The sequence below is a fragment of the Sideroxydans lithotrophicus ES-1 genome, from assembly GCF_000025705.1.
GTDB classification, from domain to species: Bacteria; Pseudomonadota; Gammaproteobacteria; order Burkholderiales; family Gallionellaceae; genus Sideroxyarcus; species Sideroxyarcus lithotrophicus.
Window position 1 is genome coordinate 742,159 of the sequence record NC_013959.1, and the last position, 25,140, is coordinate 767,298.

The following is a 25,140-nucleotide window of genomic DNA, read 5'->3' on the forward strand; positions in this document are numbered from 1 at the left end:
ATGAAACGCACAGTGAAGTTGGCGCTATTGGGGGCGCTGCTGCAAAGCAGCGCACATGCAGCCGAACAGTCTGTTGTGACGGGAACTGTCAAAGATCCGGGGCAGCAAAAGGCTGCGGCGGTTCAACCAGCGCCATTGACAGCGAAGCACAAGTCCGCAGGCAGGAAGACAGGCAAACACGCCGGAACGCGAAAGACAGAACCCAAGGCCAGGTTGAAGAAGAAAGTCGAAGCCGATGCCCCATCGGACCCGATAGAGCAGAGCGTGCAACTCAGGGGTGTGCGGGGGTAGGGCAAGTCTCCGGGTTGGTTAAAAGGCATCGTTTCGATGCCTTTTTCACTACGGTTGCAACAAGCCGGATGCCTGGTTTGCGTCGAGCACGGTAATCGGAAAATCCTGCCGCACGGTGCGTTCGTCTATCCGCAGGTCAAAACCGTCGCAGTCGATACCGATCAACAATCCTTGTGCAGCCGAGCGGGTTGCGTTGATCTTCCCCAGCAGGGCATCTTCCTCGGCTGCCAGCGAGTTGGCAGGCGTCCGGTAGTTCTCAGCCTTGATCCAATGGATGTCGCCGAAACCGCCAATGTAGCGCAGTGCCTGCGGAACGATGCGGAAGAACTGGAAGTCGGCCATGTCGTAATAGGTCTGCGCTTCCGGAAAATAGCGCAGATAGCGCTTTCCGGCAGCTTCGCGTTCGGCATCGAGCGCGGCCGTGCCGACTATGGTGATTCGACCTTGCGTCTGTATGTGGGGGTCTTCCTGATTATGGGTGATCAGGCTGACACGCGGGTCGTGCAGGATGTTCTTGGTATGCTCTGCCAAGGCACTGATGAGGATGAGCAGGCTGCCGTCGTGATCGACCAGATAGGGCGTGATGGAGCCGAACGGATGGCCGTTGAATTTTTTTGACAGTGTGCTGAGCGCGCCGTAGCGGTGCGCACGCAGCAGTTGCCGGGCAGCACGTGCCGTGGTTTGCGGAGCGGTTTTGTCGGGTATCATGTAGGCATTGTATTCAGTTGCCGGGCCTTATGAAACTTCCAGAATTGAAATTTCCGGATTTGAAGCTTCCCAATTTTGGCATCATCGATTCGTTCCGCTTTTTGCGCTATGTCACGGTGCGCCTGCAGGAAGACCGCTGCACACAGATGGCGGCAAGCCTGACCTTCACCACGCTGCTATCGGTCGTTCCGCTCATCACCATCGCACTGATCCTGTTTTCGGCATTTCCGTCGTTCAGCGAGTATTCCACACCTATCAAGGAATTCATCCTGAAGAACATGGTGCCGGAGACAGGCGGCAGGATCATCACGAGTTATATGCAGCAGTTCACTGAAAGCGCTTCGCGCCTGACGGCAGCAGGACTGGTATTCCTTGCCGTCACGGCCATGTTGCTGATGCTCACCATAGATAATGCCTTCAACATGATCTGGCGGGTATCACGCCCGCGCAGTTTGCTGCAGCGGGTTTTGGTGTATTGGGCAGTGCTGACGCTGGCGCCTTTGCTGGTCGGTGGCAGCCTGTCGCTCACCTCGTGGCTGGTCGGATTCTCGGCGGAGTATGCAAGGCAGGTTCCTTCCATCGGTATGGATGTGCTGAAGTTGTTGCCGGTCGTCATGACGACGGCTGCATTCACCTTGCTGTTCCGCGTGGTGCCCAATCGATATGTGCCGATGCCTCATGCGCTCATCGGAGGATTGATTGCGGCGGTGGCATTCGAGTCGATGAATCGCGCTTTCGCTTTCTACATCTCGCACTTCGCGAATTACAAATTGGTATACGGAGCGTTCGCCAGCGTGCCGATCTTTCTGATGTGGGTCTATTTTTCCTGGATCACCGTGTTGTTCGGGGCGATCATCACCGCGTCGCTGTCGCATTGGCGCAGCACGCACTCCCTGCGCCTGGACCAGGCGGCAAAACTCTATTACGCAGTAGGCATCCTCAAGCTGATGCACAAAGGCCTGAGCAAGGGCGAAGTGCAGACCTTGCCGGGGTTATCGCGGCACTTGCACATCGGCTACGACGATGTGGAACGCATCCTCGACAAGCTGGTGCAGGCCAGGATAGTGGGCAAGCTGTCGGGGTTGGGCTGGAGCATGGTGCGTGCACCGGAAGCAGTGGAGCTGAGCGAATTGCTGAAACTGTTCCTGCTGGATGTGTCGACGCTACCCAAACACAGCGGCGACGGCGATATCAAGGCGTGGTTCGCCTCGCTGGAGAAGCGCGTGACCGAGCCCAAAGGCATGACCTTGCAGGATATCTGGAGCAAGAGTACATAGCGTATTGCCGCTCGGTCGCTTTTGCGCTTTAATGCGCGCCGCTTGAGACCTGTTTGGCCCTATATTTCTGGAGGTTACCTTGAAGTTCATTGAATCTTTGCTCGAAGGCTCGCTGTGGAACAGCCGCTTTGTTATTTTCCTGGCGGTCTTGGGGAGCCTGTTTGCAAGTTTTGCGATTTTCTACATGGCGACGGTGGATGTCGTCGTGCTGCTGCAGCATATGGTCCATTATGCCGATGCGGAAATGACGGATACGGCGCGCAAGGTATTGCATGACAGCACGGTGTCGCACATCGTCGAAGTGGTCGACGGCTACCTGCTGGCGGTGGTGCTGCTGATCTTCTCCCTGGGGCTGTATGAATTGTTCATCAGTGACATCGATCAGGCGCATGGCAGCAGGGCATCGAGCAAGATACTGGTCATCAACAGCCTGGACGACCTGAAGTCGCGACTGGCCAAAGTCATCCTGATGATCATGATCGTGACCTTGTTCGAGGAGGCCATCAACATGCATGTAACTCAGCCGATAGACCTGATCTACATGGGCGGCAGCATCGCACTGATCGCCTTGGCCCTGTACTGGTCGCACGCGGCCGAAGGCAGGCACGGCTCGGATGGCGACGGAGCGACCGGCGATGAACACGAAGAGTCGGGGCATTGATGCGATTCTTCCTGCGTCTGCTGGGATCGGCTGCACTGGTTTTGGCAATGGGCACGGCGTCAGCCGAATCTTTTGTGTTCAAGGATCTGCAGGGCCACGAACAGCGTTTGCAGGATTATCGCGGCAAATGGGTGCTGGTCAATTTCTGGGCGACCTGGTGCCCACCCTGCCTGGAAGAGATCCCCGATCTGGTCTCGTTGTACGATGCGCACAAGAACAAGGATCTGACGGTCATCGGCGTTTCGCTGGATTCCACCAGGGAGTCGGTCGTCGAGTTCGTGGCCAAGAAGAAGATCAGCTATCCGGTCGTCTTTGGAGATTATGACCAGGCAGCACAAGTCGGCGAGGTCGACGCGCTGCCGACTTCATATTTGTATGATCCTGACGGCAAGCTGGTGAGCTACCAGCAAGGGATGGTGACGCGCTCAAGCGTGGAGTCTTACATCAAAAGCAAGACGCTCAGGAAGTAGGGAAGGTCAGCCGGTGCTTCGGCCGGTGATCGGTTGCGGTCTGCGCCAGTGTTTGTGCCAGGCCGCTTTCACCATGTTGGGGTATTCCGGTTTGCCCAGGCTGCCGTTGTAGCGTCCCAGCGCGCGGTACAGATCGCCTTTTTCCATGTCCAGGTAATAGCGCAGGATGGTGCAGCCGTAGCGCAGATTGGTGCGCAGATGGAATAGATCGTCGTCGGGAGAGCCTATGGCTTTGGTCCAGAACGGCATCACTTGCATGTAGCCGCGTGCGCCGGATTTGGAGATCGCGTATTTTCTGAACCCGCTTTCCACTTCGATCAAACCCAGCACCAATTGGGGGTCCAGTCCCGCTCGGGTCGCTTCGTAGTGTACCGTGCTCAGCAGATCGAAACGATATTCCGCATCCGGTATGCGTTTGGCCAGCCGCTGCGACATTTCATCCAGCCAGGTTTGCGCTTCCTGTTGCGAAGAAAAGGCCAGCTTGGGGGCGGCCTGATCTGCCACCGCCTGTTGCAGCATGCTGCGCACGCTGGCGGAAAGCACTTCTTCTTTTTGTGCGCCGGCATGCGCGCCGACGGCAAAGCACAAGCCCGCCGCCGCGAACGACAGCGTGAGCAATGACTTGCGGAGTGTCGTGACCGGTTTCATAGCTTGGATTGTACGAGCTTGACGGCATCTTGCAAGGGTATGGACTGCGCAGTTTCGTCCTTGCGTCCCTGATATTCCACCTTACCCTCTTTCAGGCCGCGATCGCCGATGACGATGCGATGGGGGACGCCGATCAGTTCCAGATCGGCGAACATCACGCCGGGACGCTCATCGCGGTCGTCGAGCAGGACTTCGACGCCGGCGGCAGTCAGCTCGGCATAGAGCTGTTCGGCTGCATTGCGCACCGCTTCGCTCTTCTTGATGCCGATGGGGGCGATGGCGACCTGGAACGGCGCCATGCCAGAGGGCAGCGCGATGCCGCGCTCGTCGAAATTCTGCTCGATGGCGGCGGCCACGATGCGCGACACGCCGATGCCGTAGCAGCCCATCTCCATGACCTGGGCCTTGCCGTTCTCGTCCAGATAGGTGGCCTGCAGTGCTTCCGAGTACTTGGTGCGCAACTGGAAGATGTGGCCGACCTCGATGCCGCGACACAGTTCCAGCGCGCCTTTCCCGTCTGGCGATGCATCTCCAGCGACCACGTTGCGCAGGTCGTGCACGTTGGAGTCGTAAAGCTTAACATCGCGTCCAAAATTTGCGCCGCTGAAATGGTAGCCGTCGTCGTTTGCGCCACACACGAAGTTGCTCAGCGCGGCGGCGGCACGGTCTGCCAATATAGTGTTGCTCCTATTTACAGGCCCGATATAGCCGGGACGGCAGCCCATGTTGCTTTTTATTTCTTCTTCGGTCGCGAAGCGGAATTCACCCAATACTTTGCTGGCCTTGATTTCGTTGAGCTGGTGGTCACCGCGCAGCAGCAGCAGCACGAATTCGTTCTCATGGGTCATCACAGCGATGGTCTTCAGCACGTTCCGGGCGGAGGTGTCGAAGAATGCCGCGACCTCTTCGATGGTCTTCTGCCCTGGCGTGATGACTTTCTGCAATTCCTGAGATGCGGGAGCACGCGCTGTGGCGGGAGCGACCGCTTCGGCCAGCTCGACGTTGGCGGCATAGTCCGAGTTGGGGCAGAACGCCAGCGCATCCTCGCCGGAATCGGCCAGAACATGGAACTCGTGCGAACCGCTGCCGCCGATGGCGCCCGTATCGGCGGCCACGGCGCGGAACTGCAGGCCCAGGCGGGTGAAGATGCGGGTGTAAGTCTCGTACATCACGCGGTAGGTCTGCTCCAGGCTTTCGAAGCTGCTATGGAAGGAATAGGCATCCTTCATCACGAACTCGCGCGCGCGCATCACGCCGAAACGCGGACGCACTTCGTCGCGGAACTTGGTCTGGATCTGGTAGAAGTTCAGCGGCAACTGGCGATAACTCTTCACCTCGCGGCGCGCGATGTCGGTGATGACTTCCTCGTGGGTGGGGCCGAAACAGAACAGGTTGTCGTGGCGGTCCTTGATCTTCAGCATCTGCGGGCCGAATACGTCCCAGCGCCCGGTCTCCTGCCACAGCTCGGCGGGTTGCACAGCTGGCATCAACAGCTCGATGCCGCCGCTCTTGTTCATTTCTTCGCGTACCACCGCTTCAACTTTGCGCAATACGCGCAACCCTAGAGGCATCCAGGTGTACAGACCGCTGGAGAGTTTGCGGATGTAACCGGCCCGCAACATCAGGCGATGGCTGGGCAGTTCGGCTTCGGAGGGGGCTTCTTTGAGAGTGGAGATGAAAAATTGTGAAACGCGCATGTTTATTACTCATCGTACTGGTTGGAAGGCGCGATTCTACTGCATGGCGTGAATGGCGTCTTTCCAGTGAGGGTGAAATGTGGAACAATCCGTCACATTGAAAAACAGAGTGGGGCGAATCATGATAGACCGGGAAGGTTATCGCCCGAATGTCGGCATCATTCTGACTAACGCAAAGAATCAAGTATTTTGGGGCAAGCGCATCAGGCAGGATGCATGGCAGTTTCCGCAAGGCGGCATACAGCACGGCGAGACGCCGGAGCAGGCGATGTTTCGCGAGCTGCACGAGGAAGTCGGACTGCAAACCTGTCATGTACAGATATTGGGGCGTACCCGCGATTGGATGCGTTACGAGGTGCCGCAGACTTGGGTCAAGCGCGAATCGCGCGGCAATTACAAGGGGCAGAAGCAGATCTGGTTCTTGTTGCGACTGGTTGGGCGCGATTGCGATGTGTCGCTGCGCGCTTCCGGTCACCCGGAATTCGATGCGTGGCGCTGGACCGACTACTGGGTGGAGCTGGATAGCGTGATCGAGTTCAAGCGTGATGTTTACCGGCTGGCACTGAATGAGCTGGTTCGCTATTTGCCGCCGCTGAAAGGTGGGGTGCGGACGGACCCGGTCAGGAAGTTGCCGGGAAGCAGCATGGAAGGATCCAAGCAGTTAATTCATAGAGGATAGACATGAACAACAGTTATTCACCATTGACCAGCCATCCCCTCAAACCCGGCGCGGATTTCGCGAGGCCCACGCAGGTGTTTCCGCAGAACGTCACCCTGAATGATTCGGCAACCAATGTGATGACCGATCTGCGCAGCGTCTCGGTCGTCAATGTGCGAGCCCGGACGTCCATGGAAAAAGCCAATGCCAAGATGATCCGCTATGGCGTACGGACCTTGCTGGTGCTGGACGAAGCCGACAAGGTCGCCGGTTTATTGACTGCGAGCGATGTGCTGGGCGAGAAACCGGTGCGCTTCCTGCAACAGGTCGGCGGAACGCATGCGGACATCATGGTGAGCGATGTGATGACGGTGCAAAGCGATCTGGAAGTGCTGAACTACGCAGATGTCCTGAAGGCCAATGTGGGGAACATCCTTGCTACGCTGAAAGCTTCCGGGCGGCAACATGCCATCGTGGTCGAAGAAAATGCGGGCGGCGGCCAGACGGTACGCGGCCTGTTCTCCGCAACGCAGATCGCGCGTCAGCTGGGGGTCAGGATCAATACGGCAGAGGTCGCCAAGATATTCGCCGAGATCGAGGCCGCGGTCGGCGCACATTGATGGATTTGCCCTTCTGTTTATTTCAAACATTGGGATCACACTGGTCGGAGGTTTGATGAGTCGTTTAGCTTTGTATCTGATGTCTGTGGTGGCGGGTGTCTTGTTGGCTGGTTGCGCCAACATGATGGACGATGTGGTTCATGTCAGCGCGAGTGAAAAAGCCAATCCGAACGCGTCGAAGATCAAGTATCTCGCTTCCATCCGGATCGCGGGCTATGTCGATGGACGGACCGAACGTAATCCCCGCAAGATCGGTGTTTCTGAAGTGCGTGTGCTCGGGTTGTCCGGCAAGGACATCATTCTGGATCGCGATGTGACGGATGTGGTGGCCGATTCCATGCGCAAGCGCCTGGACGATGCGGGAATAAGGGTGCTGGCAAAAGACGATGCCTCTGCCTTGTTTGAACTGAGCGGGGTGATCAAGGAGCTGAAGTATGACGTCAAGTCTCGCGACTATGTATCCATCAAGGTTGAAACCACATTGAAAGAGGTGGCTACAGGTAAAGTCCTCTGGTCTGGAGAGGTTGAGCAGAAAGAGGATCGCTTTGCAGGTGTCTCGGGCAACAGCAAGAGCGATATTGCAGACTATCTGAAACGGGAGGTTGGGGTTGTTACAGGCAAGACCTCCGAAGCGCTCAATTCATTGCTGGTAGCGACCCGCCCCGAGTTGTTCAATCTGACTCCGGGCGAAAAACTGATCCCGGGCGTGAAGGTCCTGGTCGCACCGGAGGCCTCGCCTCATGTGCTTCCTGCTCCAGTGATGCCTGCAGCGAATGAGCAACAGGCTTCTTCGGAAAATGGGGTGCTGGTACTCGATACCGAACCTTCGCGCGCCAAGGTTTACCTGGATGGCGTCTATTTCGGATTGTCGCCGCTGCGCGCAGAGGTTGCGTCTGGAGTTCATGAAGTGGTTGTCAAGCTAAAAGGACACAAGAACGCATCCGAGAAGATATCCATACGCAAGGCAGAGAAGACCGAACTGGACTTGACGCTGGAGCATAGATAGGTGGATTGATGTTGCATGAAAAGCCCGCGCAAGCGGGCTTTTCATTTTGGCGGGTCAGTGTTTGCCGGTGCTGCCGAAGCCGTTGGCTCCGCGCTGGCTCATCGGGAAATCCTCCACGATGTTGAATTGCACCTGTGCCACCGGGACGATCACGAGTTGTGCGATGCGCTCCATCGGCATCAGCGCGAACGGATGGTGGCCGCGGTTCCAGATGGAGATGAAGATCTGTCCCTGGTAGTCCGAGTCGATCAGGCCGACCAGATTGCCCAGCACGATGCCATGTTTGTGGCCCAGGCCCGAGCGCGGCAGGATCATCGCCGCATAGTGCGGGTCGTTCAGATGCAGGGCGATGCCGCTGGGAATGAGTTCGCACTGCCCCGGCTGGATGGTCATGCTGCCGTCGATGCAGGCGCGCAGGTCGATGCCGGCCGAGCCGGGTGTGGCATAAGCGGGCGGGTGTTCATGCAGGCGGGGGTCCAGTACCTTTACATCCACTTTTTTCATTTCCTGTTTCCTTTCATGTAAAGAGCGACGGCGTGGCGCATCAGTGCACGTGCCAGGGTGAGTTTATCGGCACGCGGCAGCGCGTGCTCGCCTGACTCGTCGAACAATACCAGCTCGTTGTCGTCGTTGCCGATGGCGTTTTGCGCCAGGTTGGCGGCCAGCAGCGGGATGTTCTTCTTCTTGCGTTTGGCTCCGGCATGTTCGGCCAGTTTTTCGCTTTCCGCCGCGAAGCCCACGCAGAAAGGCGGCTTGGGCAGGCTGGCGACGTAGGCAAGAATGTCGGGATTGGGAATGAGTTCCAGTGTCAGCGCGGCATCGCTCTTCTTGATCTTTTGCTTGCTGGGCTGCGCCACGCGGTAATCGGCCACTGCGGCCACGCCGATGAACATGTCGGAACGGCTTGCATGCTGCTTCACGGCGTCGAACATCTCGGATGCGCTGGTGACGTCTATCAGCTGCGTGCCAGCGGGCCTGGGCAGGGACGTCGGTCCGGATACCAGCATGACTTCGGCGCCCAGTTCCAGTGCCGCAGTTGCAACCGCATAGCCCATCTTGCCGCTGCTGCGGTTGGTGATGCCGCGCACTGCGTCGATGGCTTCGTAAGTCGGTCCGGCGGTGATGAGCACTTTTCGGCCGGCAAGCAGCTTGGGTCGGAATGCCGCGGCTATGTCCTGCGCCAGTTGTTCGGCTTCCAGCATCCGGCCCATGCCCTCTTCGCCGCAGGCTTGCGCGCCGTTCGCCGGTCCCAGCACGGTCATGCCGTCGGCAACGAGTCTTTGAATGTTGCGCTGGGTGGCTGGGTTCGACCACATCTGCTTGTTCATCGCCGGCGCGACCAGCAAAGGGCAGTTGCGTGCCAGACACAGGGTGGACAGCAGGTCGTCGGCCAGTCCTAGCGCCAGCTTGGCGATGAAATCCGCCGTGGCAGGCGCGATCACGATGGCATCGGCGACGCGGCTGGTCTGGATGTGTGCCATGCCCTTGTCATCCTGCCACTGGTTGACCAGCACCGGGTTGCCGGTAAGTGCCTGCATCGTGGCGGGCGTGATGAAATGCGTCGCTGCTTCCGTCATCGCCACCTGTACCGCGATACCTTGCTTCACCAGCAAACGTGCCAGTTCCGCCGCCTTGTAGGCAGCGATGCCGCCGGTGATGCCGAGCACGATGCGTTTTGTCTGGGCTTGCTCCATAATGCCGTGCATCTTAACAAGAAAGTGATTGCGATGGCGATTACGGATTGGGCGGAAGGCGAGCGCCCGCGCGAAAAACTATTGCAGCGTGGCGCGGCTGCTTTGTCGGACGCCGAATTGCTGGCAATCTTCCTGCGCACAGGCGTGGTCGGCATGAGTGCTGTCGATCTGGCGCGTGATCTGCTGGTACGGTTCGGCAGTCTGACTCGGATGTTCGCGGCAAGCGAGAAGGATTTTTGCGACATCCACGGGATGGGGAGGGCGAAATTCGTGCAATTGCAGGCGGTGGTGGAGATGTCGCGGCGCGCGCTACGGGAGGAGATGCAGTCCGGCGACGTGTTGAATTCGCCGCGAGCTGTGCGCGAGTATCTGCAACTTTTGTTGCGTTCCCGCCAACAGGAAGTGTTCGTAGCCATCTTCGTGGATGCGCAGCATCGGGTGATCTGCGCGGAGGAGTTGTTTCAGGGGACCCTGACCCAGACCAGTGTATATCCGCGCGAGGTGGTGAAGCGCGCTTTGCATCACAACGCGGCGGCGTTGATCTTCGCGCACAACCATCCTTCCGGGGTGGCGGAGCCGAGTCAGTCCGACCAGTTGCTCACCGATGCATTGATGCAGGCATTGCGGCTTGTGGATGTAAGAGTGTTGGATCATTTCATCGTGGCAGGGGCGGCCTGCCTGTCGTTTGCTGAAAAAGGCATGTTGTGAGAATTGAACGGCCTTTCCCGTGTGCGGGCATGAGTTCTGTAGCCAGGTCTGGCTTGCCCATGCGGTCCCAATCCGGGCAAATGTGGCTCGCTTCTTGCTAAAATCCGTAGATTCCCTTTGACAATGTGTGCGGTTATCTGGATAATCGCGCGCTCTTTAATGGAGGGGTGGCCGAGTGGTTAAAGGCAGCAGACTGTAAATCTGCCCTCTCAGAGTACGAAGGTTCGAATCCTTCCCCCTCCACCAGATTTGGCGTTTTGCTGTTTTAGTGGGCTGGTGTTGTGTTTTTGCGGGAGTAGCTCAATGGTAGAGCTGAAGCCTTCCAAGCTTATGACGAGGGTTCGATTCCCTTCTCCCGCTCCAGTTTTATAGCTTGCCCATGTGGCTCAGTGGTAGAGCACTCCCTTGGTAAGGGAGAGGTCGTGAGTCCGATTCTCACCATGGGCACCATTTTTTTGTGAACTGATGTTTGGCATTGATAGAGGATAAATCATGGCAAAGAGCAAATTTGAACGTACGAAGCCGCACGTAAATGTAGGGACGATTGGTCACGTAGACCACGGCAAGACCACCCTGACAGCGGCGATCACCACTGTATTGTCGAAGAAGTTTGGCGGCGAAGCCAAGGCTTACGACCAGATCGATGCTGCGCCGGAAGAAAAGGCGCGTGGTATCACCATTAATACCGCCCACGTCGAATACGAGACAGCGACCCGCCACTACGCGCACGTTGACTGCCCTGGCCACGCCGACTACGTCAAGAACATGATCACCGGTGCTGCCCAGATGGACGGCGCCATCCTCGTGGTATCCGCAGCCGACGGCCCGATGCCGCAGACCCGCGAACACATCCTGCTGGCACGCCAGGTTGGCGTACCTTACATCATCGTCTTCCTGAACAAATGCGACATGGTGGATGATGCCGAACTGCTGGAACTGGTCGAAATGGAAGTGCGCGAACTGCTGTCCAAATACGACTTCCCTGGCGACGACATCCCCATCATCAAAGGCTCTGCACTGAAAGCCGTCGAAGGCGACACCGGCGAACTGGGCGAAGGCGCCATCATGAAACTGGCCGAAGCCCTGGACACCTACATCCCGACACCGGAGCGCGCCATCGACGGCGCCTTCCTGATGCCCGTGGAAGACGTATTCTCCATCTCCGGTCGTGGTACCGTGGTGACCGGTCGTATCGAGCGCGGCATCGTCAAGGTTGGCGACGAACTCGAGATCGTCGGCATCAAGCCCACCCTGAAGACCACCTGCACCGGCGTCGAAATGTTCCGCAAACTGCTCGACCAGGGTCAGGCGGGCGACAACGTCGGCGTACTGCTGCGCGGCACCAAGCGTGAAGAAGTCGAGCGCGGCCAAGTGCTGTCCAAGCCCGGCTCCATCACCCCGCACACCAAGTTCACTGCCGAGATCTACGTGCTAGGCAAGGACGAAGGTGGTCGTCATACCCCGTTCTTCCAGGGGTACCGTCCGCAGTTCTACTTCCGTACCACCGACGTGACCGGAGCGGTTGAACTGCCGGCAGGCACTGAAATGGTGATGCCTGGCGACAACGTCAGCATCACGGTGAACCTGATCAACCCGATCGCGATGGAAGAAGGCCTGCGCTTCGCGATCCGCGAAGGCGGTCGTACCGTCGGCGCAGGTGTGGTTGCCAAGATCATCGAGTAAGTAATAGCGATGCTGGCGGAGCGAAGCGATTCGCTCCGCCGTCGTCATTTGCAGGTTTATAGGCCAGTAGCTCAATTGGTAGAGTATCGGTCTCCAAAACCGAGGGTTGGGGGTTCGAGACCCTCCTGGCCTGCCAGTTAGTAAAGTAGAAACGGACAGTTCATACATGGCTGACAAGATCAAATTGCTGGTTGCCTTCATGCTCGTTGCGGCGGGGGTGGCCGGCTTTTATGCATTGCAGAATAGCGCGGAAGTGTTGCGTGTGCTGTCGGTGCTGCTTGGCGTGATGCTGGCAGCGGGTGTGTTCTGGACGACCGCGTCCGGCAAGCTGTTCTTCAGCTTCGCCAGTGACTCGGTGGCTGAAGCCAAGCGGGTGGTATGGCCGTCGCGTAAAGAGACGATACAGACTACGGCTGTGGTTGTTCTGTTTGCGGTGGTGATGGCGCTGTTCCTGTGGGCAGTGGATGCGAGTCTGATGGTGATCGTCAATAAATTGATGGGACGGAGTGAGTGATGGCCAAGCGTTGGTATGTGGTGCATACGTACTCGCAGTTCGAGAAAAGCGTACAGCGTGCTTTGCTGGAACGTATCGCGCGCGAAGGCATGGAAGACCTGTTCGGACAGATACTTGTTCCAGTGGAAGAAGTGGTCGAGCTGAAGTCTGGGCAGAAGAACATCAGTGAGCGCAAGTTTTTCCCGGGCTACGTGCTGGTCGAGATGGAGATGACCGACGAGAGCTGGCACTTGGTGAAGAATACCCCCAAGGTCACCGGTTTTCTCGGTGGATCGGCAATGAAACCGACGCCTATCAGCCAGAAGGAAGTCGACAACATCATGCAGCAGATGCAGGCTGGCGTGGAGAAGCCGCGCCCCAAGGTGCTGTTCGAGGTGGGCGAGGCGGTACGCGTCAAGGAAGGTCCGTTCACGGATTTCCACGGCATGGTGGAAGATGTCAATTACGACAAGAGCAAACTGCGGGTCGCGGTCACCATTTTCGGTCGATCGACACCAGTGGAACTGAATTTCGGGCAAGTCGAGAAAGCCTGATATTGAGCGCCGGGGTTCCGGCATGACAAACGGGGAGCGTATCGGAGCAATTGCGGTATGCGTTTAACCCACTAAGTAAGGAGTAGCAACGTGGCAAAGAAAATCGTCGGCTATATCAAGCTGCAAGTCCCGGCCGGTAAGGCCAATCCAAGTCCTCCTATCGGCCCGGCGCTCGGTCAGCGCGGCCTGAACATCATGGAATTCTGCAAGGCGTTCAACGCCCAGACCCAGGGTGTCGAGCCAGGTCTGCCGATCCCGGTGGTGATCACCGCCTTCGCGGACAAGAGCTTCACCTTCGTGATGAAGACTCCTCCCGCGACCATTCTGATCAAGAAGGCTGCCGGCGTGCAAAAAGGCAGCAAGACGCCGCATACGGACAAGGTCGGCAAACTGACCCGCAAACAGGCGGAAGATATCGCCAAAGCCAAGCAGCCTGACCTGACGGCAGCTGACCTGGATGCCGCAGTGCGCACCATCGCCGGTAGCGCGCGCAGCATGGGTATTACCGTGGAAGGGGTGAAATAACATGGCACAAGTTTCCAAACGTTATAAGGCGCTGGCCGCCAAGGTCGATCGCAACAAGCTGTACGCGCTGGATGAAGCGCTCAAGTTGGTGAAAGAGACAGCCAAGGCCAAGTTCGACGAGTCCATCGACGTGGCAGTGAACCTGGGCATCGATGCCAAGAAGTCCGACCAGCTGGTGCGCGGCTCCGTGGTGTTGCCCAAGGGTACCGGCAAGACCATGCGCGTCGCTGTATTTGCGCAGGGCGCCAAGGCTGAAGAAGCCAAGGCGGCTGGCGCCGACATCGTCGGTTTCGACGATCTGGCCGAAAGCATCAAGGCTGGCAAGATGGATTTCGACGTAGTGATCGCTTCCCCGGATGCGATGCGTATCGTCGGCCAGCTGGGCCAGATCCTCGGTCCGCGCGGTCTGATGCCTAACCCCAAGGTGGGTACGGTCACTGCCGATGTGGCGGGCGCAGTAAAGAACGCCAAGGCCGGTCAGGTGCAATACCGCACCGACAAGAACGGCATCGTGCAGTGCACCATCGGTCGCGCTTCGTTCGCGCCGGAAGCGCTACGCGAAAACATGCTGGCTTTGATTGATGCGTTGAACAAGGCCAAGCCTGCAACTTCCAAAGGTGTCTACCTGAAGAAGGTCGCGATCTCCAGCACCATGGGTGTCGGTATTCGCGTCGAACAGGCTAGTCTGGTAGCTTGATGTTTTGAATCTGGCGGCGGAGACAGGTCTCTGCTGCCTTTGTTCTTTGGACTGCTGGCGTGGCTGGCAGCATCAAAGACCGTAGGCGCCGAAGGCGAAGTTGGCTGGAAGCTTAATCGATGGCAGTTGCATCGGCCCACGCAGATGGTGTGCCCGCGAGCAGGAATGGTTGTTGTTTTCTCCTGTCTTGAGGACGCGGTCGTTAACCCGGGTGTCTTAACCGATATCCGATTATGAAGATGGAGAAAGACTTTGGCTCTTAATCTGCAAGAAAAGCAGGCAGTGGTCGCGGAAGTCAGCGCACAAGTGGCGCAGGCCCAGACCATCGTCGTGGCTGAGTACCGCGGCATTCCAGTCGCCGATATCACCTCCTTGCGTGCCAACGCACGCAAGAACGGGGTGTATCTGCATGTGTTGAAGAACACGCTGGCGCGTCGTGCGGTGCAGGGCACTTCCTTCGAGGGATTGGCGGACAAGATGGTCGGTCCGCTGATGTACAGCATGAGCGCAGATGCGGTCGCTGCTGCGAAGGTGGTGTACGAATTCGCCAAGACGAACGATAAGCTGGTCATCAAGGGCGGCGCCTACAATGGCAAGGTCCTGGATGCGGCTGCGGTTTCCGCACTGGCTAGCGTGCCGAGCAAGGAAGTGTTGCTGGCGCAGTTGCTGGGCGTCATGAAGTCGCCGATCACGAGCATGGCTATCGTACTGAAAGCCCTGTCCGAGAAGAAGGCCGGCGCTGCTGCTTAACTAATCAATCATTCAATTTAGGAAGAACAACATGGCATTCGATAAAGACGCATTTTTGGCCGCACTGGACAGCATGTCCGTGCTGGAATTGAACGAACTGGTGAAGGCTGTCGAAGAGAAGTTCGGCGTATCCGCTGCAGCGATGGCTGCTCCTGCTGCTGGTGGCGCTGCTGCTGGTGGCGCTGCTGCTGCGGCTGAGCAGACCGAGTTCACTGTGACCCTGAAGTCCGCTGGCGACCAGAAGGTGAACGTGATCAAGGTCGTTCGCACCATCACCGGCCTGGGCCTGAAAGAAGCCAAGGATCTGGTTGACGGCGCACCGAAGGTGGTCAAGGAAGGCATCAGCAAAGCCGATGCTGACGCGATCGCCAAGCAACTGATCGAAGCTGGCGCAACCGCTGAAGTCAAGTAAGTACAGTGTTTGCAGAGAGGCTGACGGGAAAACCGTCAGCCTTTTGCCGCTTCTGGATACTAAACGGGATTTTGTGTTCGGCTGTGTAGAAGTTAATGGTTAAGCGGTGCGCGAGCGCCGATTGTCCCTTACCTTTTCCTTCTGTAGTGGAGATATCATGAGCTATTCTTTTACCGAAAAAAAACGTATTCGTAAAAGTTTTGCGAAGCGCGTCGGCGCTTTGCCGGTGCCGTTTTTGTTGTCCACCCAGTTGGAATCCTACAGCGATTTCCTGCAGGCGTGGGTCGCACCCGAACAACGCAAGAACGAAGGCCTGCAAGCCGCCTTCAATTCCATCTTCCCGATCGAGAGCCACACCAAGTTCGCGCGCCTGGACTTCGTCAGCTATACGCTGGGTATGCCGCCGTTCGATGTGCGTGAATGCCAGCAACGCGGTTTGACCTATGCTTCGCCGTTGCGTGCTCGTGTGCGCCTGACCATTCTGGACAAGGAAGCCTCCAAGCCGACCGTGAAGGAGGTGAAGGAGCAGGAAGTCTATATGGGCGAGATCCCGTTGATGACCAATACCGGCTCGTTCGTGATCAACGGCACCGAGCGCGTGATCGTCTCGCAGTTGCACCGTTCTCCCGGCGTGTTCTTCGAGCATGACCGCGGCAAGACCCACTCTTCCGGCAAGCTGCTGTTCTCCGCGCGCGTGATTCCCTACCGTGGTTCGTGGCTGGACTTCGAGTTCGACGCCAAGGATTACGTCTACTTCCGTATCGACCGCCGCCGCAAGATGCCGGTGACGATCCTGCTGAAGTCGCTGGGCTATACACCGGAACAGATCCTGCAGATGTTCTTCCAGTTCGATACCTTCCATTTCGGTAAGAAGGGCATCCAGTTCGAGGTGGTGCCAGAGCGCTTGCGCGGCGAGATTGCGCGCTTCGATATCGAAGGCAAGGGCGGCAAGCTCATCGTCGCCAAGGATAAGCGCATCACCGTGCGCCATATCCGCGAGATGCAGGAGGCCGGCATCGACAAGCTGACCGTGGGTACGGATTTTCTGGTTGGCCGGGTATTGGCGCACAACATCGTGGACAAGGACAGCGGCGAGATCATCGCCAATGCCAACGACGAGATCACCGAGACTTTGCTGGACAAGCTGGAAGCTGCGGGTATCGCCAAGATCAATACGCTGTACACCAACGACTTGGACCAGGGCGGTTTCATTTCGCAGACCTTGCGTACCGACGAGACGACTGACCAGTGGACGGCGCGCGTGGCTATCTACCGCATGATGCGTCCCGGCGAGCCGCCCACCGAAGATGCAGTGGAGGCGTTGTTCAACGGCTTGTTCTTCAACGAAGATCGCTATGACCTGTCGGCAGTCGGTCGCATGAAGTTCAATCGCCGCGTGGGTCGCGAGGAGTTGACTGGTGCTGTCACTCTGTCCAACGAAGACATCGTGGAAGTGATCCGCATCCTGGTCGAGTTGCGCAACGGTCGCGGCGAGATCGACGACATCGACCACCTGGGTAACCGCCGCGTGCGCGCCGTGGGCGAATTGGCCGAGAACCAGTTCCGTACCGGTCTGGCTCGTGTCGAGCGCGCCGTCAAGGAGCGTCTGGGCCAGGCCGAAGCCGACAACCTGATGCCGCACGACCTGATCAACGCCAAGCCGATCTCCGCTGCAGTCAAGGAGTTCTTCGGTTCGTCGCAACTGTCGCAGTTCATGGACCAGACCAACCCGCTGGCGGAAGTGACGCACAAGCGTCGTATTTCTGCGCTGGGACCGGGCGGTCTGACCCGTGAGCGCGCCGGCTTCGAAGTGCGCGACGTGCACCCGACCCACTATGGCCGCGTGTGCCCGATCGAGACACCGGAAGGTCCGAACATCGGCCTGATCAACTCGCTGGCGCTGTATGCGCGCACCAACGAATACGGCTTCATCGAGACGCCGTATCGCCGCGTAGTGAAGAGCCGCGCCACTGACGACGTGGACTACCTGTCTGCGATCGAAGAAGGCAAGTTCACCATCGCGCAGGCGAATGCCGAACTGGACAAGAAGGGCCACTTCACCAACGACATCGTGTCTGCACGTCAACACAACGAGTTCGTGCTGGCCGAGCCGGACAAGCTGGAATACATGGACGTGGCGCCGGCACAGGTGGTGTCCGTGGCTGCTTCGCTGATTCCGTTCCTGGAGCACGATGACGCGAACCGTGCCTTGATGGGCGCCAACATGCAACGCCAGGCAGTGCCTGTGCTGCGTGCCGAGAAGGCATTGGTCGGTACCGGTATCGAGCGCACCGTGGCGGTCGACTCCGGTACGGCTGTACAAGCCTGGCGCGGCGGTCGCGTGGACTATGTGGATTCCGGCCGTATCGTGGTGCGCGTCAACGACGACGAAACCACCGCGGGCGAAGTCGGCGTGGACATCTACAACCTGACCAAGTACACCCGTTCCAACCAGAACACCAACATCAACCAGCGTCCGCTGGTGCGCGTGGGCGATGTGATCGCCCGCGGCGACGTGGTGGCTGACGGAGCTTCGACTGACATGGGCGAATTGGCGCTGGGTCAGAACATGATGATCGCATTCATGCCGTGGAACGGCTACAACTTCGAGGACTCGATCCTGATTTCCGAGCGCGTGGTCGCGGAAGACCGTTTCACTTCGATCCATATCGAAGAGTTGACGGTGATGGCTCGCGACACCAAGCTGGGCACCGAAGAAATTACCCGCGACATCCCGAACCTGTCGGAAGCGCAGATGGCGCGTCTGGACGAGTGCGGCATCGTGCATATCGGCGCCGAAGTCGGCGTGGGTGACGTGCTGGTGGGCAAGGTTACCCCCAAGGGCGAGACGCAACTGACGCCGGAAGAGAAACTGCTGCGCGCGATCTTCGGCGAGAAGGCTTCCGATGTGAAGGACACCAGCTTGCGCGTGAAGGCCGGCATCTCCGGTACCGTCATCGACGTGCAAGTGTTCACCCGCGAAGGCTTGCAACGCGACAAGCGCGCGCAACAGATCATCGACGATGAACTGTCGCGCTACAAGAAAGACCTGGCCGACCAGATGCGTATCGTCGAGGCTGACTTGTTTGCCCGTCTGGAGAAGTTGCTGCACAACAAGGTCGCCAATGGCGGTCCGAAGAAACTGGCCAAGGGTACCAAGCTGAACAAGGAATACCTGCACAGCATCGAGCACCACCAGTGGTTCGATATCCGCGTTGCCGACGATGAGGTGGCTGCGCAGATGGAGCAAGTCAAGGAAGCGCTGGCACAGAAGCGTGTGGAATTCGATGCGGCGTTCGAACTGAAGAAAAAGAAACTGACCCAGGGCGACGAGTTGCAAGCCGGCGTGCAGAAGATGGTCAAGGTGTATGTGGCGGTTAAACGCCGCCTGCAGCCCGGCGACAAGATGGCGGGTCGCCACGGAAACAAGGGTGTGGTGTCACGCATCGTGCCGGTGGAAGACATGCCGCGCATGGCCGACGGTACGCCGGTGGAAGTGGTGCTGAACCCGCTGGGCGTGCCGTCGCGTATGAACATCGGACAGGTGCTGGAAGTGCACTTGGGCTGGGCGGCCAAGGGGCTGGGCAAGAAGATCAACCAGATGCTGGAAGCTGAGGCCAAGATCGCCGATGTGCGCAAATTCCTCGGCAAGATATACAAGGGCGACCAGGCCGACGAGATCGCGACTTTCACCGACGAGGAGGTTGTCGAGTTGTGCCGCAACCTGAAGGCCGGTGTGCCATTCGCGACCCCCGTGTTCGACGGAGCCAGCGAAGAAGAGATCAAGGATCTGCTGGAGCTGGCCGATCTGCCGCGTTCCGGCCAGATCCAGCTGTACGACGGACGCACCGGCGATGCCTTCGATCGCAAGGTTACCGTGGGTTACATGCATGTGCTGAAACTGCACCACCTGGTCGACGACAAGATGCACGCGCGTTCCACTGGTCCTTACAGCCTGGTCACGCAGCAGCCTCTGGGCGGCAAGGCGCAGTTCGGTGGTCAACGTTTCGGTGAGATGGAAGTCTGGGCGCTGGAGGCATACGGTGCGGCATACACGCTACAGGAGATGCTCACGGTCAAGTCAGATGACGTCAACGGACGTACCAAGGTGTACGAGAACATCGTCAAGGGCGATCACAAGATCGATGCCGGCATGCCGGAGTCGTTCAACGTGCTCACCAAGGAAATCCGCTCTTTGGGTATCGATATCGATCTGGAACGGCACTGACAACTCCTCACGCGGTTCGCCGCGTAGAGGATTGCGTAACTTTGTTGCTAAGCGCAGGCACAGTAAAAGGAGTCAAACATGAAAGCATTGCTGGATTTATTCAAGCAGGTCACACAGAAGGAAGAGTTCGATACGATCAAGATCGGGCTGGCCTCTCCCGAGAAGATCCGTTCGTGGTCTTATGGCGAAGTGAAGAAACCGGAGACCATCAACTACCGCACCTTCAAGCCCGAGCGCGACGGTCTTTTCTGCGCCAAGATATTCGGGCCAGTCAAGGATTACGAATGTCTTTGCGGCAAGTACAAGCGCCTCAAGCATCGCGGTGTGATCTGCGAAAAGTGCGGCGTGGAAGTCACCTTGTCCAAGGTACGCCGCGAGCGCATGGGCCACATCGAGCTGGCCTCCCCAGTTGCGCATATCTGGTTCCTGAAGTCGCTGCCATCCCGTCTGGGCATGGTGCTGGACATGACCCTGCGCGACATCGAACGCGTGCTGTACTTTGAAGCCTATGTGGTGACCGAGCCCGGCATGACCCCGCTGAACCGCGGTCAGCTGTTGTCCGAGGACGATTACCTTGCCAAGCTGGAAGAGTACGGCGACGAGTTCTCCGCCGTGATGGGTGCCGAGGGCGTGCGCGCATTGTTGCGTGCACTGGATGTGCCGGCCGAGATCGAAAAGCTGCGCGCCGAACTGGAAGCGACCAGTTCCGAGACCAAGATCAAGAAATTCGCCAAGCGCCTGAAGGTGCTGGAAGCGTTCATGCAGTCCGGCATCAAACCGGAATGGATGGTGATGGAAGTGCTGCCGGTGCTGCCACCGGAATTGCGTCCGCTGGTGCCGCTGGATGGTGGCCGTTTCGCGACTTCCGACCTGAACGATCTGTATCGCCGCGTGATCAACCGTAACAACCGCCTGAAGCGTCTGCTGGAACTGAAGGCACCAGAGATCATCGTGCGCAACGAGAAGCGCATGCTGCAGGAGTCCGTGGACTCGCTGCTGGACAACGGTCGTCGCGGCAAGGCCATGACCGGTGCCAACAAGCGCCCGCTGAAATCGCTGGCCGACATGATCAAGGGCAAGGGCGGTCGTTTCCGTCAGAACCTGCTGGGCAAGCGCGTGGACTACTCCGGCCGTTCAGTGATCGTGGTGGGCCCGCAGCTGAAACTGCACCAGTGCGGTCTGCCGAAAAAGATGGCGCTGGAACTGTTCAAGCCGTTCATCTTCGAGCGTCTGGAAAAGATGGGGCTAGCCACCACGATCAAGGCCGGCAAACGCATGGTCGAGGCGGAAGAGCCTATCGTGTGGGATATCCTGGAGGAAGTCATCCACGAGCATCCGGTGATGCTGAACCGCGCACCTACGCTGCACCGTCTGGGTATCCAGGCATTCGAGCCTATCCTGATCGAAGGCAAGGCCATCCAGTTGCATCCGCTGGTCTGCTCGGCATTCAACGCCGACTTCGACGGTGACCAGATGGCTGTGCACGTGCCGCTGTCGCTGGAAGCGCAGATGGAAGCGCGCACCCTGATGCTGGCCTCCAACAACGTGCTGTCTCCAGCCAACGGTGAGCCGATCATCGTGCCGTCGCAGGACATCGTGCTGGGGCTGTACTACATGACGCGCGAGAAAGTCGGTGCACTCGGTGAAGGTTCCATCTTCGCGGACGTGTCCGAAGTATTGCGTGCCTACCGTTCCAATCAGGTGGACCTGCAAGCCAAGGTGGTGGTGCGTATCAAGGAAGTGGTCACCAACGAAGCAGGCGAGAAGCAGGACAAGCTGACACGCTACGAGACCACGGTGGGCCGTTCCATCCTGTCCGAGATTCTGCCGGCGAACCTGCCGTTCAGCGCAGTGAACAAGACACTGAAGAAAAAAGAGATCTCGCGCCTGATCAACACCAGTTTCCGTCGTTGCGGTCTGCGCGACACGGTGATCATGGCCGACCAGTTGATGTATACCGGTTTCGCCTACGCGACCCGCGCCGGCATCTCGATCTGTGTGGACGACATGCTGGTGCCGCAACAGAAGAACGATCTGATCGCCGCTGCCGAAAAAGAAGTGCACGAGATCCAGACTCAGTACACCTCCGGTCTGGTGACCCAGGGCGAGCGCTACAACAAGGTGGTGGACATCTGGGGCCGTACCGGCGATCAGGTCGCCAAGGCCATGATGGATCAACTCGGCGTTGAGCCTGTGCGCGACCTGACAACGGGTGAAGCACTGTTCGACAAGAAGGGCAAGGCAGTCACGCAGGAGTCGTTCAACTCCATCTACATGATGGCCGACTCCGGCGCGCGCGGTTCTGCGGCGCAGATTCGTCAGTTGTCCGGCATGCGCGGTCTGATGGCGAAGCCGGACGGCTCCATCATCGAGACGCCGATCACCGCGAACTTCCGCGAAGGCCTGAACATGCTGCAGTACTTCATTTCCACCCACGGTGCACGTAAGGGTCTGGCGGATACTGCGTTGAAGACGGCGAACTCCGGCTACCTGACGCGTCGTCTGGTGGACGTGACGCAGGATCTGGTCATTACCGAAAACGATTGCGGCACGACCAACGGTCGTTCGATGAAGGCGCTGGTCGAAGGCGGCGAAGTGATCGAAGCCTTGCGCGAGCGTATCCTTGGCCGCGTGGTGGCAGCGGATGTGGTTAATCCGGAAACCAGCGAGACTTTGTACGAAGCCGGTACTCTGCTTGACGAAGACAAGGTCGAGCATATCGAATCACTGGGTGTCGATGAGGTGCGCGTGCGCACTCCGCTGACCTGCGATACGCGCTATGGCCTGTGCGCCAAGTGCTATGGTCGCGATCTGGGGCGCGGCGGTCTGGTGAACGTGGGCGAAGCAGTCGGTGTGATCGCTGCGCAGTCCATCGGCGAGCCGGGCACACAGCTGACCATGCGTACCTTCCACATCGGTGGTGCGGCATCGCGTACCGTGGTGGCAAGCCAGGTTGAAAGCAAGTCCAATGGCGTCATCAAGTACAGCCCGAACATGCGCACCGTAACCACGGCACGCGGCGAACTGGTGGTGGTGGCTCGTTCCGGCGAAGTGATGGTGACCGACGACCATGGCCGTGAGCGCGAGCGTCACAAGGTGCCGTACGGTGCCAACCTGACCGAACGCGAAGGCAAGACTGTGCGTGCAGGCGAGATCCTGGCGACCTGGGATCCGCATACCCGTCCGATCATTACCGAATATGCAGGCCGTGTGCGCTTCGAGAACGTGGAAGAAGGCGCGACCGTCGCCAAGCAGATTGATGAAGTGACCGGTTTGTCTACGTTGGTGGTCATCGATCCGAAACGTTCCACTACCGGCAAGGGTGTGCGTCCGCTGGTGCGTCTGCTGGATGACGCCGGGCACGAGATCAAGATCGCCGGAACGGAAACGCCGATCTCGGTGACCTTCCAGGTGGGCTCCATCATTACCGTGGAAGACGGCCAGCATGTGGGCGTCGGCGATGTGCTGGCACGCATCCCGCAGGAAAGCTCGAAGACGCGCGACATCACCGGCGGTCTGCCGCGCGTGGCCGAGCTGTTCGAGGCGCGTTCGCCCAAAGACGCAGGCATGTTGGCGGAAGTCACTGGTACGGCCTCGTTCGGTAAGGAGACCAAAGGCAAGCAGCGTCTGGTCATCACCGATACCGAAGGTCAGGCGCATGAATTCCTGATCACCAAGGACAAGCATGTGCTGGTGCACGACGGTCAAGTGGTGAACCAGGGAGAGATGATCGTGGATGGTCCGGCCGATCCGCACGATATCCTGCGTTTGCTGGGTATCGAAGCGCTAGCGCAGTACATCACCGACGAAGTGCAGGACGTGTACCGTCTGCAGGGCGTGAAGATCAACGACAAGCACATTGAGGTGATCGTGCGCCAGATGCTGCGCCGTATCGCCATCATCGACGAGGGCGATACCACCTTCATTCCGAAGGAGCAGGTGGAGCGTGCTGAGTTGCTGCAGGAAAACGAACGCGTGGTGGCAGCAGGCAAGCAACCGGCGACTTTCCAGCACATGCTGCTGGGTATCACCAAGGCATCTTTATCCACCGATTCGTTCATCTCCGCAGCTTCCTTCCAGGAAACGACGCGCGTGCTGACCGAGGCGGCGATCATGGGCAAGAAAGACGATCTGCGAGGTCTCAAGGAAAACGTCATCGTCGGTCGCCTCATTCCGGCCGGTACGGGCTTGGCCTATCACGTATTGCGTCGCAAGCAGCGTTTGGGTCTGGACATGGCGGAAGGAGCCGGATTGACCGAGTTGGCGGACGCCGCAGAGGCACAGGAAGGCGTCTAGTTGCTTGACAGGAAACTGCTTCGTCAATAGAATGCGCGGTCTTTTTAGTCCGCGCATTTCTGTACAGGTCGGTGCAGATGTGCTTGCAAGGCAGTTTTTTAGATTTAACTAATTAGTTTTTAAACAGTTTTCAGGAAGCGATAAACAATGCCAACCATCAACCAGTTAGTGCGCACAGGCCGTACGGCCGAAGTGACCAAGAGCAAGGTGCCGGCTCTCGCGGGTAGCCCCCAAAAGCGCGGTGTTTGCACACGCGTTTACACCACGACGCCGAAAAAGCCGAACTCGGCGCTGCGTAAGGTCGCCAAGGTGCGTCTAACCAACGGTTTTGAGGTCATCTCCTACATCGGTGGTGAAGGCCATAACCTGCAAGAGCACAGTGTGGTGTTGCTGCGCGGCGGTCGTGTGAAAGACTTGCCGGGTGTGCGTTACCACATGGTGCGCGGCAGCCTGGATACGGCAGGCGTGAAGGATCGCAAACAGTCTCGTTCCAAGTACGGTGCCAAGCGCCCGAAAAAAGCGTAATTCAGAAATTAGTCAGATATAACTGAGGTATTGATATGCCAAGACGTAGAGAAGTCCCCAAGCGCGAAGTTCTGCCGGATCCAAAGTTCGGTAATCAGGATCTTTCCAAGTTCGTCAACGTGCTGATGACTGCCGGCAAGAAGTCGGTGGCTGAGCGCATTCTGTACGGCGCCCTGGAGCAGGTCGGAAAGAAGAGCGGCAAGGATCCGATCGAGGTGTTCAATCAGGCAATCTCGAATGCCAAGCCTCAGGTCGAAGTGAAGAGTCGTCGCGTGGGTGGTGCAAACTACCAGGTTCCGGTCGAAGTGCGTCCGTCCCGTCGTATGGCGCTGGCGATGCGCTGGCTGAAGGAGTTTGCGCGCAAGCGCGGCGAAAAGTCCATGGGCATGCGCCTAGCTGGCGAGCTGATCGACGCTTCCGAAGGTCGCGGCGGTGCGGTCAAGAAGCGCGAAGAAGTACATCGCATGGCTGAGGCCAACAAGGCGTTCTCGCATTTCAGGTTCTAAATTTCGAATCCCTAAAAGTATAAAGACAAGGTT

General features: G+C 58.3%; 24 protein-coding genes and 4 tRNA genes. 23 read left to right on the forward strand and 5 right to left on the reverse strand.

What is annotated here, in order from left to right; all coding sequences use genetic code 11:
• Positions 1-291, forward strand: a complete 291-nt coding sequence (locus SLIT_RS03685) for a hypothetical protein (RefSeq protein ID WP_013028878.1) — start codon at positions 1-3, stop codon at positions 289-291.
• Positions 292-339: 48 nt separating this feature from the next.
• On the opposite strand, the gene SLIT_RS03690 is transcribed toward SLIT_RS03685, so the two are convergent.
• The gene (locus SLIT_RS03690; protein ID WP_013028879.1) at positions 340-999 is read right to left on the reverse strand and encodes a HugZ family pyridoxamine 5'-phosphate oxidase; all 660 of its coding nucleotides are present in this window, start codon (positions 997-999) and stop codon (positions 340-342) included.
• A 29-nt stretch (positions 1,000-1,028) separates the two neighbouring features.
• Between SLIT_RS03690 and SLIT_RS03695 the strand changes: the two genes are divergently transcribed.
• The 3 genes from SLIT_RS03695 to SLIT_RS03705 all read left to right on the forward strand — a co-directional run bounded on the left by SLIT_RS03695 (position 1,029) and on the right by SLIT_RS03705 (position 3,407).
• Positions 1,029-2,276, forward strand: a complete 1,248-nt coding sequence (locus tag SLIT_RS03695) for a YihY family inner membrane protein (RefSeq protein WP_013028880.1) — start codon at positions 1,029-1,031, stop codon at positions 2,274-2,276.
• Positions 2,277-2,355: 79 nt separating this feature from the next.
• The gene (locus SLIT_RS03700) at positions 2,356-2,937 is read left to right on the forward strand and encodes a YqhA family protein (protein ID WP_013028881.1); all 582 of its coding nucleotides are present in this window, start codon (positions 2,356-2,358) and stop codon (positions 2,935-2,937) included.
• Positions 2,937-3,407 carry a TlpA family protein disulfide reductase gene (locus SLIT_RS03705; protein WP_013028882.1) on the forward strand — a complete coding sequence of 157 codons (471 nt, stop codon included), beginning with the start codon at positions 2,937-2,939 and terminating at the stop codon, positions 3,405-3,407. Before SLIT_RS03700 ends, SLIT_RS03705 begins: the two co-directional genes overlap by 1 nt.
• Positions 3,408-3,413: 6 nt before the next feature.
• On the opposite strand, the gene SLIT_RS03710 is transcribed toward SLIT_RS03705, so the two are convergent.
• Together SLIT_RS03710 and SLIT_RS03715 are read right to left on the reverse strand one after the other, a co-directional pair.
• Positions 3,414-4,055 carry a lytic transglycosylase domain-containing protein gene (locus SLIT_RS03710; RefSeq protein ID WP_013028883.1) on the reverse strand — a complete coding sequence of 214 codons (642 nt, stop codon included), beginning with the start codon at positions 4,053-4,055 and terminating at the stop codon, positions 3,414-3,416.
• The gene (locus tag SLIT_RS03715; protein ID WP_013028884.1) at positions 4,052-5,752 is read right to left on the reverse strand and encodes a proline--tRNA ligase; all 1,701 of its coding nucleotides are present in this window, start codon (positions 5,750-5,752) and stop codon (positions 4,052-4,054) included. The genes SLIT_RS03710 and SLIT_RS03715 overlap by 4 nt, the downstream gene beginning before the upstream one ends.
• Positions 5,753-5,873: 121 nt before the next feature.
• On the opposite strand from SLIT_RS03715, the gene SLIT_RS03720 reads away from it, so the two are divergent.
• From SLIT_RS03720 to SLIT_RS03730, 3 genes are read left to right on the forward strand one after another with little or no spacing between them, the layout of a single operon-like run.
• The gene (locus SLIT_RS03720) at positions 5,874-6,431 is read left to right on the forward strand and encodes an RNA pyrophosphohydrolase (protein ID WP_013028885.1); all 558 of its coding nucleotides are present in this window, start codon (positions 5,874-5,876) and stop codon (positions 6,429-6,431) included.
• Positions 6,432-6,433: 2 nt separating this feature from the next.
• Positions 6,434-7,030, forward strand: coding sequence for a CBS domain-containing protein (locus tag SLIT_RS03725; protein WP_013028886.1), 597 nt, complete (start codon positions 6,434-6,436; stop codon positions 7,028-7,030).
• A gap of 55 nt (positions 7,031-7,085) precedes the next feature.
• The gene (locus SLIT_RS03730; RefSeq protein ID WP_013028887.1) at positions 7,086-8,036 is read left to right on the forward strand and encodes a PEGA domain-containing protein; all 951 of its coding nucleotides are present in this window, start codon (positions 7,086-7,088) and stop codon (positions 8,034-8,036) included.
• A gap of 54 nt (positions 8,037-8,090) precedes the next feature.
• On the opposite strand, the gene dut is transcribed toward SLIT_RS03730, so the two are convergent.
• Together dut and coaBC are read right to left on the reverse strand one after the other, a co-directional pair.
• Entirely contained in the window at positions 8,091-8,540 is a 450-nt protein-coding gene (gene dut / locus SLIT_RS03735; protein WP_013028888.1) for a dUTP diphosphatase, read from the reverse strand.
• The gene (coaBC, locus tag SLIT_RS03740; RefSeq protein ID WP_013028889.1) at positions 8,537-9,730 is read right to left on the reverse strand and encodes a bifunctional phosphopantothenoylcysteine decarboxylase/phosphopantothenate--cysteine ligase CoaBC; all 1,194 of its coding nucleotides are present in this window, start codon (positions 9,728-9,730) and stop codon (positions 8,537-8,539) included. Before coaBC ends, dut begins: the two co-directional genes overlap by 4 nt.
• A 33-nt stretch (positions 9,731-9,763) precedes the next feature.
• On the opposite strand from coaBC, the gene radC reads away from it, so the two are divergent.
• From radC to rpsG, 16 genes are all read left to right on the forward strand, one after another.
• The gene (radC, locus tag SLIT_RS03745; protein ID WP_013028890.1) at positions 9,764-10,438 is read left to right on the forward strand and encodes a RadC family protein; all 675 of its coding nucleotides are present in this window, start codon (positions 9,764-9,766) and stop codon (positions 10,436-10,438) included.
• 161 nt (positions 10,439-10,599) lie between these two features.
• Positions 10,600-10,684, forward strand: a tRNA-Tyr gene (locus tag SLIT_RS03750).
• 43 nt (positions 10,685-10,727) lie between these two features.
• A tRNA-Gly gene (locus SLIT_RS03755) sits at positions 10,728-10,801 on the forward strand.
• Positions 10,802-10,813: 12 nt separating this feature from the next.
• Positions 10,814-10,888 (forward strand) — tRNA-Thr (locus tag SLIT_RS03760).
• A gap of 42 nt (positions 10,889-10,930) precedes the next feature.
• Positions 10,931-12,121, forward strand: coding sequence for an elongation factor Tu (gene tuf / locus SLIT_RS03765; protein ID WP_013028891.1), 1,191 nt, complete (start codon positions 10,931-10,933; stop codon positions 12,119-12,121).
• Positions 12,122-12,181: 60 nt separating this feature from the next.
• Positions 12,182-12,257, forward strand: a tRNA-Trp gene (locus SLIT_RS03770).
• Positions 12,252-12,635, forward strand: a complete 384-nt coding sequence (secE, locus tag SLIT_RS03775; protein WP_263053162.1) for a preprotein translocase subunit SecE — start codon at positions 12,252-12,254, stop codon at positions 12,633-12,635. Before SLIT_RS03770 ends, secE begins: the two co-directional genes overlap by 6 nt.
• Positions 12,635-13,168, forward strand: a complete 534-nt coding sequence (gene nusG / locus SLIT_RS03780; protein ID WP_013028893.1) for a transcription termination/antitermination protein NusG — start codon at positions 12,635-12,637, stop codon at positions 13,166-13,168. The genes secE and nusG overlap by 1 nt, the downstream gene beginning before the upstream one ends.
• Before the next feature lie 90 nt (positions 13,169-13,258).
• On the forward strand, positions 13,259-13,693 hold the full coding sequence (gene rplK / locus SLIT_RS03785; protein ID WP_013028894.1) for a 50S ribosomal protein L11: 435 nt from the start codon (positions 13,259-13,261) through the stop codon (positions 13,691-13,693).
• Position 13,694: 1 nt separating this feature from the next.
• On the forward strand, positions 13,695-14,390 hold the full coding sequence (gene rplA, locus SLIT_RS03790; protein WP_013028895.1) for a 50S ribosomal protein L1: 696 nt from the start codon (positions 13,695-13,697) through the stop codon (positions 14,388-14,390).
• A 252-nt stretch (positions 14,391-14,642) separates the two neighbouring features.
• Positions 14,643-15,140 (forward strand): 50S ribosomal protein L10, encoded by a 498-nt coding sequence (rplJ, locus tag SLIT_RS03795; RefSeq protein WP_013028896.1) that lies wholly within the window; start codon positions 14,643-14,645, stop codon positions 15,138-15,140.
• A 31-nt stretch (positions 15,141-15,171) separates the two neighbouring features.
• A complete protein-coding gene (rplL, locus tag SLIT_RS03800; protein WP_013028897.1) occupies positions 15,172-15,552 on the forward strand; it encodes a 50S ribosomal protein L7/L12 in 381 nt (126 codons plus the stop codon).
• Between the two features lie 157 nt (positions 15,553-15,709).
• Positions 15,710-19,780, forward strand: coding sequence for a DNA-directed RNA polymerase subunit beta (gene rpoB / locus SLIT_RS03805; RefSeq protein WP_013028898.1), 4,071 nt, complete (start codon positions 15,710-15,712; stop codon positions 19,778-19,780).
• A 78-nt stretch (positions 19,781-19,858) separates the two neighbouring features.
• Positions 19,859-24,076 carry a DNA-directed RNA polymerase subunit beta' gene (gene rpoC / locus SLIT_RS03810; protein ID WP_013028899.1) on the forward strand — a complete coding sequence of 1,406 codons (4,218 nt, stop codon included), beginning with the start codon at positions 19,859-19,861 and terminating at the stop codon, positions 24,074-24,076.
• A 147-nt stretch (positions 24,077-24,223) separates the two neighbouring features.
• Positions 24,224-24,601 (forward strand): 30S ribosomal protein S12, encoded by a 378-nt coding sequence (rpsL, locus tag SLIT_RS03815; protein ID WP_013028900.1) that lies wholly within the window; start codon positions 24,224-24,226, stop codon positions 24,599-24,601.
• 35 nt (positions 24,602-24,636) lie between these two features.
• Positions 24,637-25,107, forward strand: a complete 471-nt coding sequence (gene rpsG / locus SLIT_RS03820) for a 30S ribosomal protein S7 (RefSeq protein WP_013028901.1) — start codon at positions 24,637-24,639, stop codon at positions 25,105-25,107.
• Positions 25,108-25,140: the final 33 nt, after the last annotated feature.

Coding starts and splice junctions, on each gene's coding strand:
- SLIT_RS03685 (WP_013028878.1), top strand. CDS start 1: ATGAAACGCACAGTGAAGTTGGCGCTATTGGGGGCGCTGCTGCAAAGC.
- SLIT_RS03690 (WP_013028879.1), bottom strand. CDS start 999: ATGATACCCGACAAAACCGCTCCGCAAACCACGGCACGTGCTGCCCGG.
- SLIT_RS03695 (WP_013028880.1), top strand. CDS start 1,029: ATGAAACTTCCAGAATTGAAATTTCCGGATTTGAAGCTTCCCAATTTT.
- SLIT_RS03705 (WP_013028882.1), top strand. CDS start 2,937: ATGCGATTCTTCCTGCGTCTGCTGGGATCGGCTGCACTGGTTTTGGCA.
- SLIT_RS03710 (WP_013028883.1), bottom strand. CDS start 4,055: ATGAAACCGGTCACGACACTCCGCAAGTCATTGCTCACGCTGTCGTTC.
- SLIT_RS03715 (WP_013028884.1), bottom strand. CDS start 5,752: ATGCGCGTTTCACAATTTTTCATCTCCACTCTCAAAGAAGCCCCCTCC.
- SLIT_RS03720 (WP_013028885.1), top strand. CDS start 5,874: ATGATAGACCGGGAAGGTTATCGCCCGAATGTCGGCATCATTCTGACT.
- SLIT_RS03725 (WP_013028886.1), top strand. CDS start 6,434: ATGAACAACAGTTATTCACCATTGACCAGCCATCCCCTCAAACCCGGC.
- SLIT_RS03730 (WP_013028887.1), top strand. CDS start 7,086: ATGAGTCGTTTAGCTTTGTATCTGATGTCTGTGGTGGCGGGTGTCTTG.
- dut (WP_013028888.1), bottom strand. CDS start 8,540: ATGAAAAAAGTGGATGTAAAGGTACTGGACCCCCGCCTGCATGAACAC.
- coaBC (WP_013028889.1), bottom strand. CDS start 9,730: ATGGAGCAAGCCCAGACAAAACGCATCGTGCTCGGCATCACCGGCGGC.
- radC (WP_013028890.1), top strand. CDS start 9,764: ATGGCGATTACGGATTGGGCGGAAGGCGAGCGCCCGCGCGAAAAACTA.
- tuf (WP_013028891.1), top strand. CDS start 10,931: ATGGCAAAGAGCAAATTTGAACGTACGAAGCCGCACGTAAATGTAGGG.
- nusG (WP_013028893.1), top strand. CDS start 12,635: ATGGCCAAGCGTTGGTATGTGGTGCATACGTACTCGCAGTTCGAGAAA.
- rplA (WP_013028895.1), top strand. CDS start 13,695: ATGGCACAAGTTTCCAAACGTTATAAGGCGCTGGCCGCCAAGGTCGAT.
- rplL (WP_013028897.1), top strand. CDS start 15,172: ATGGCATTCGATAAAGACGCATTTTTGGCCGCACTGGACAGCATGTCC.
- rpoB (WP_013028898.1), top strand. CDS start 15,710: ATGAGCTATTCTTTTACCGAAAAAAAACGTATTCGTAAAAGTTTTGCG.
- rpoC (WP_013028899.1), top strand. CDS start 19,859: ATGAAAGCATTGCTGGATTTATTCAAGCAGGTCACACAGAAGGAAGAG.
- rpsL (WP_013028900.1), top strand. CDS start 24,224: ATGCCAACCATCAACCAGTTAGTGCGCACAGGCCGTACGGCCGAAGTG.
- rpsG (WP_013028901.1), top strand. CDS start 24,637: ATGCCAAGACGTAGAGAAGTCCCCAAGCGCGAAGTTCTGCCGGATCCA.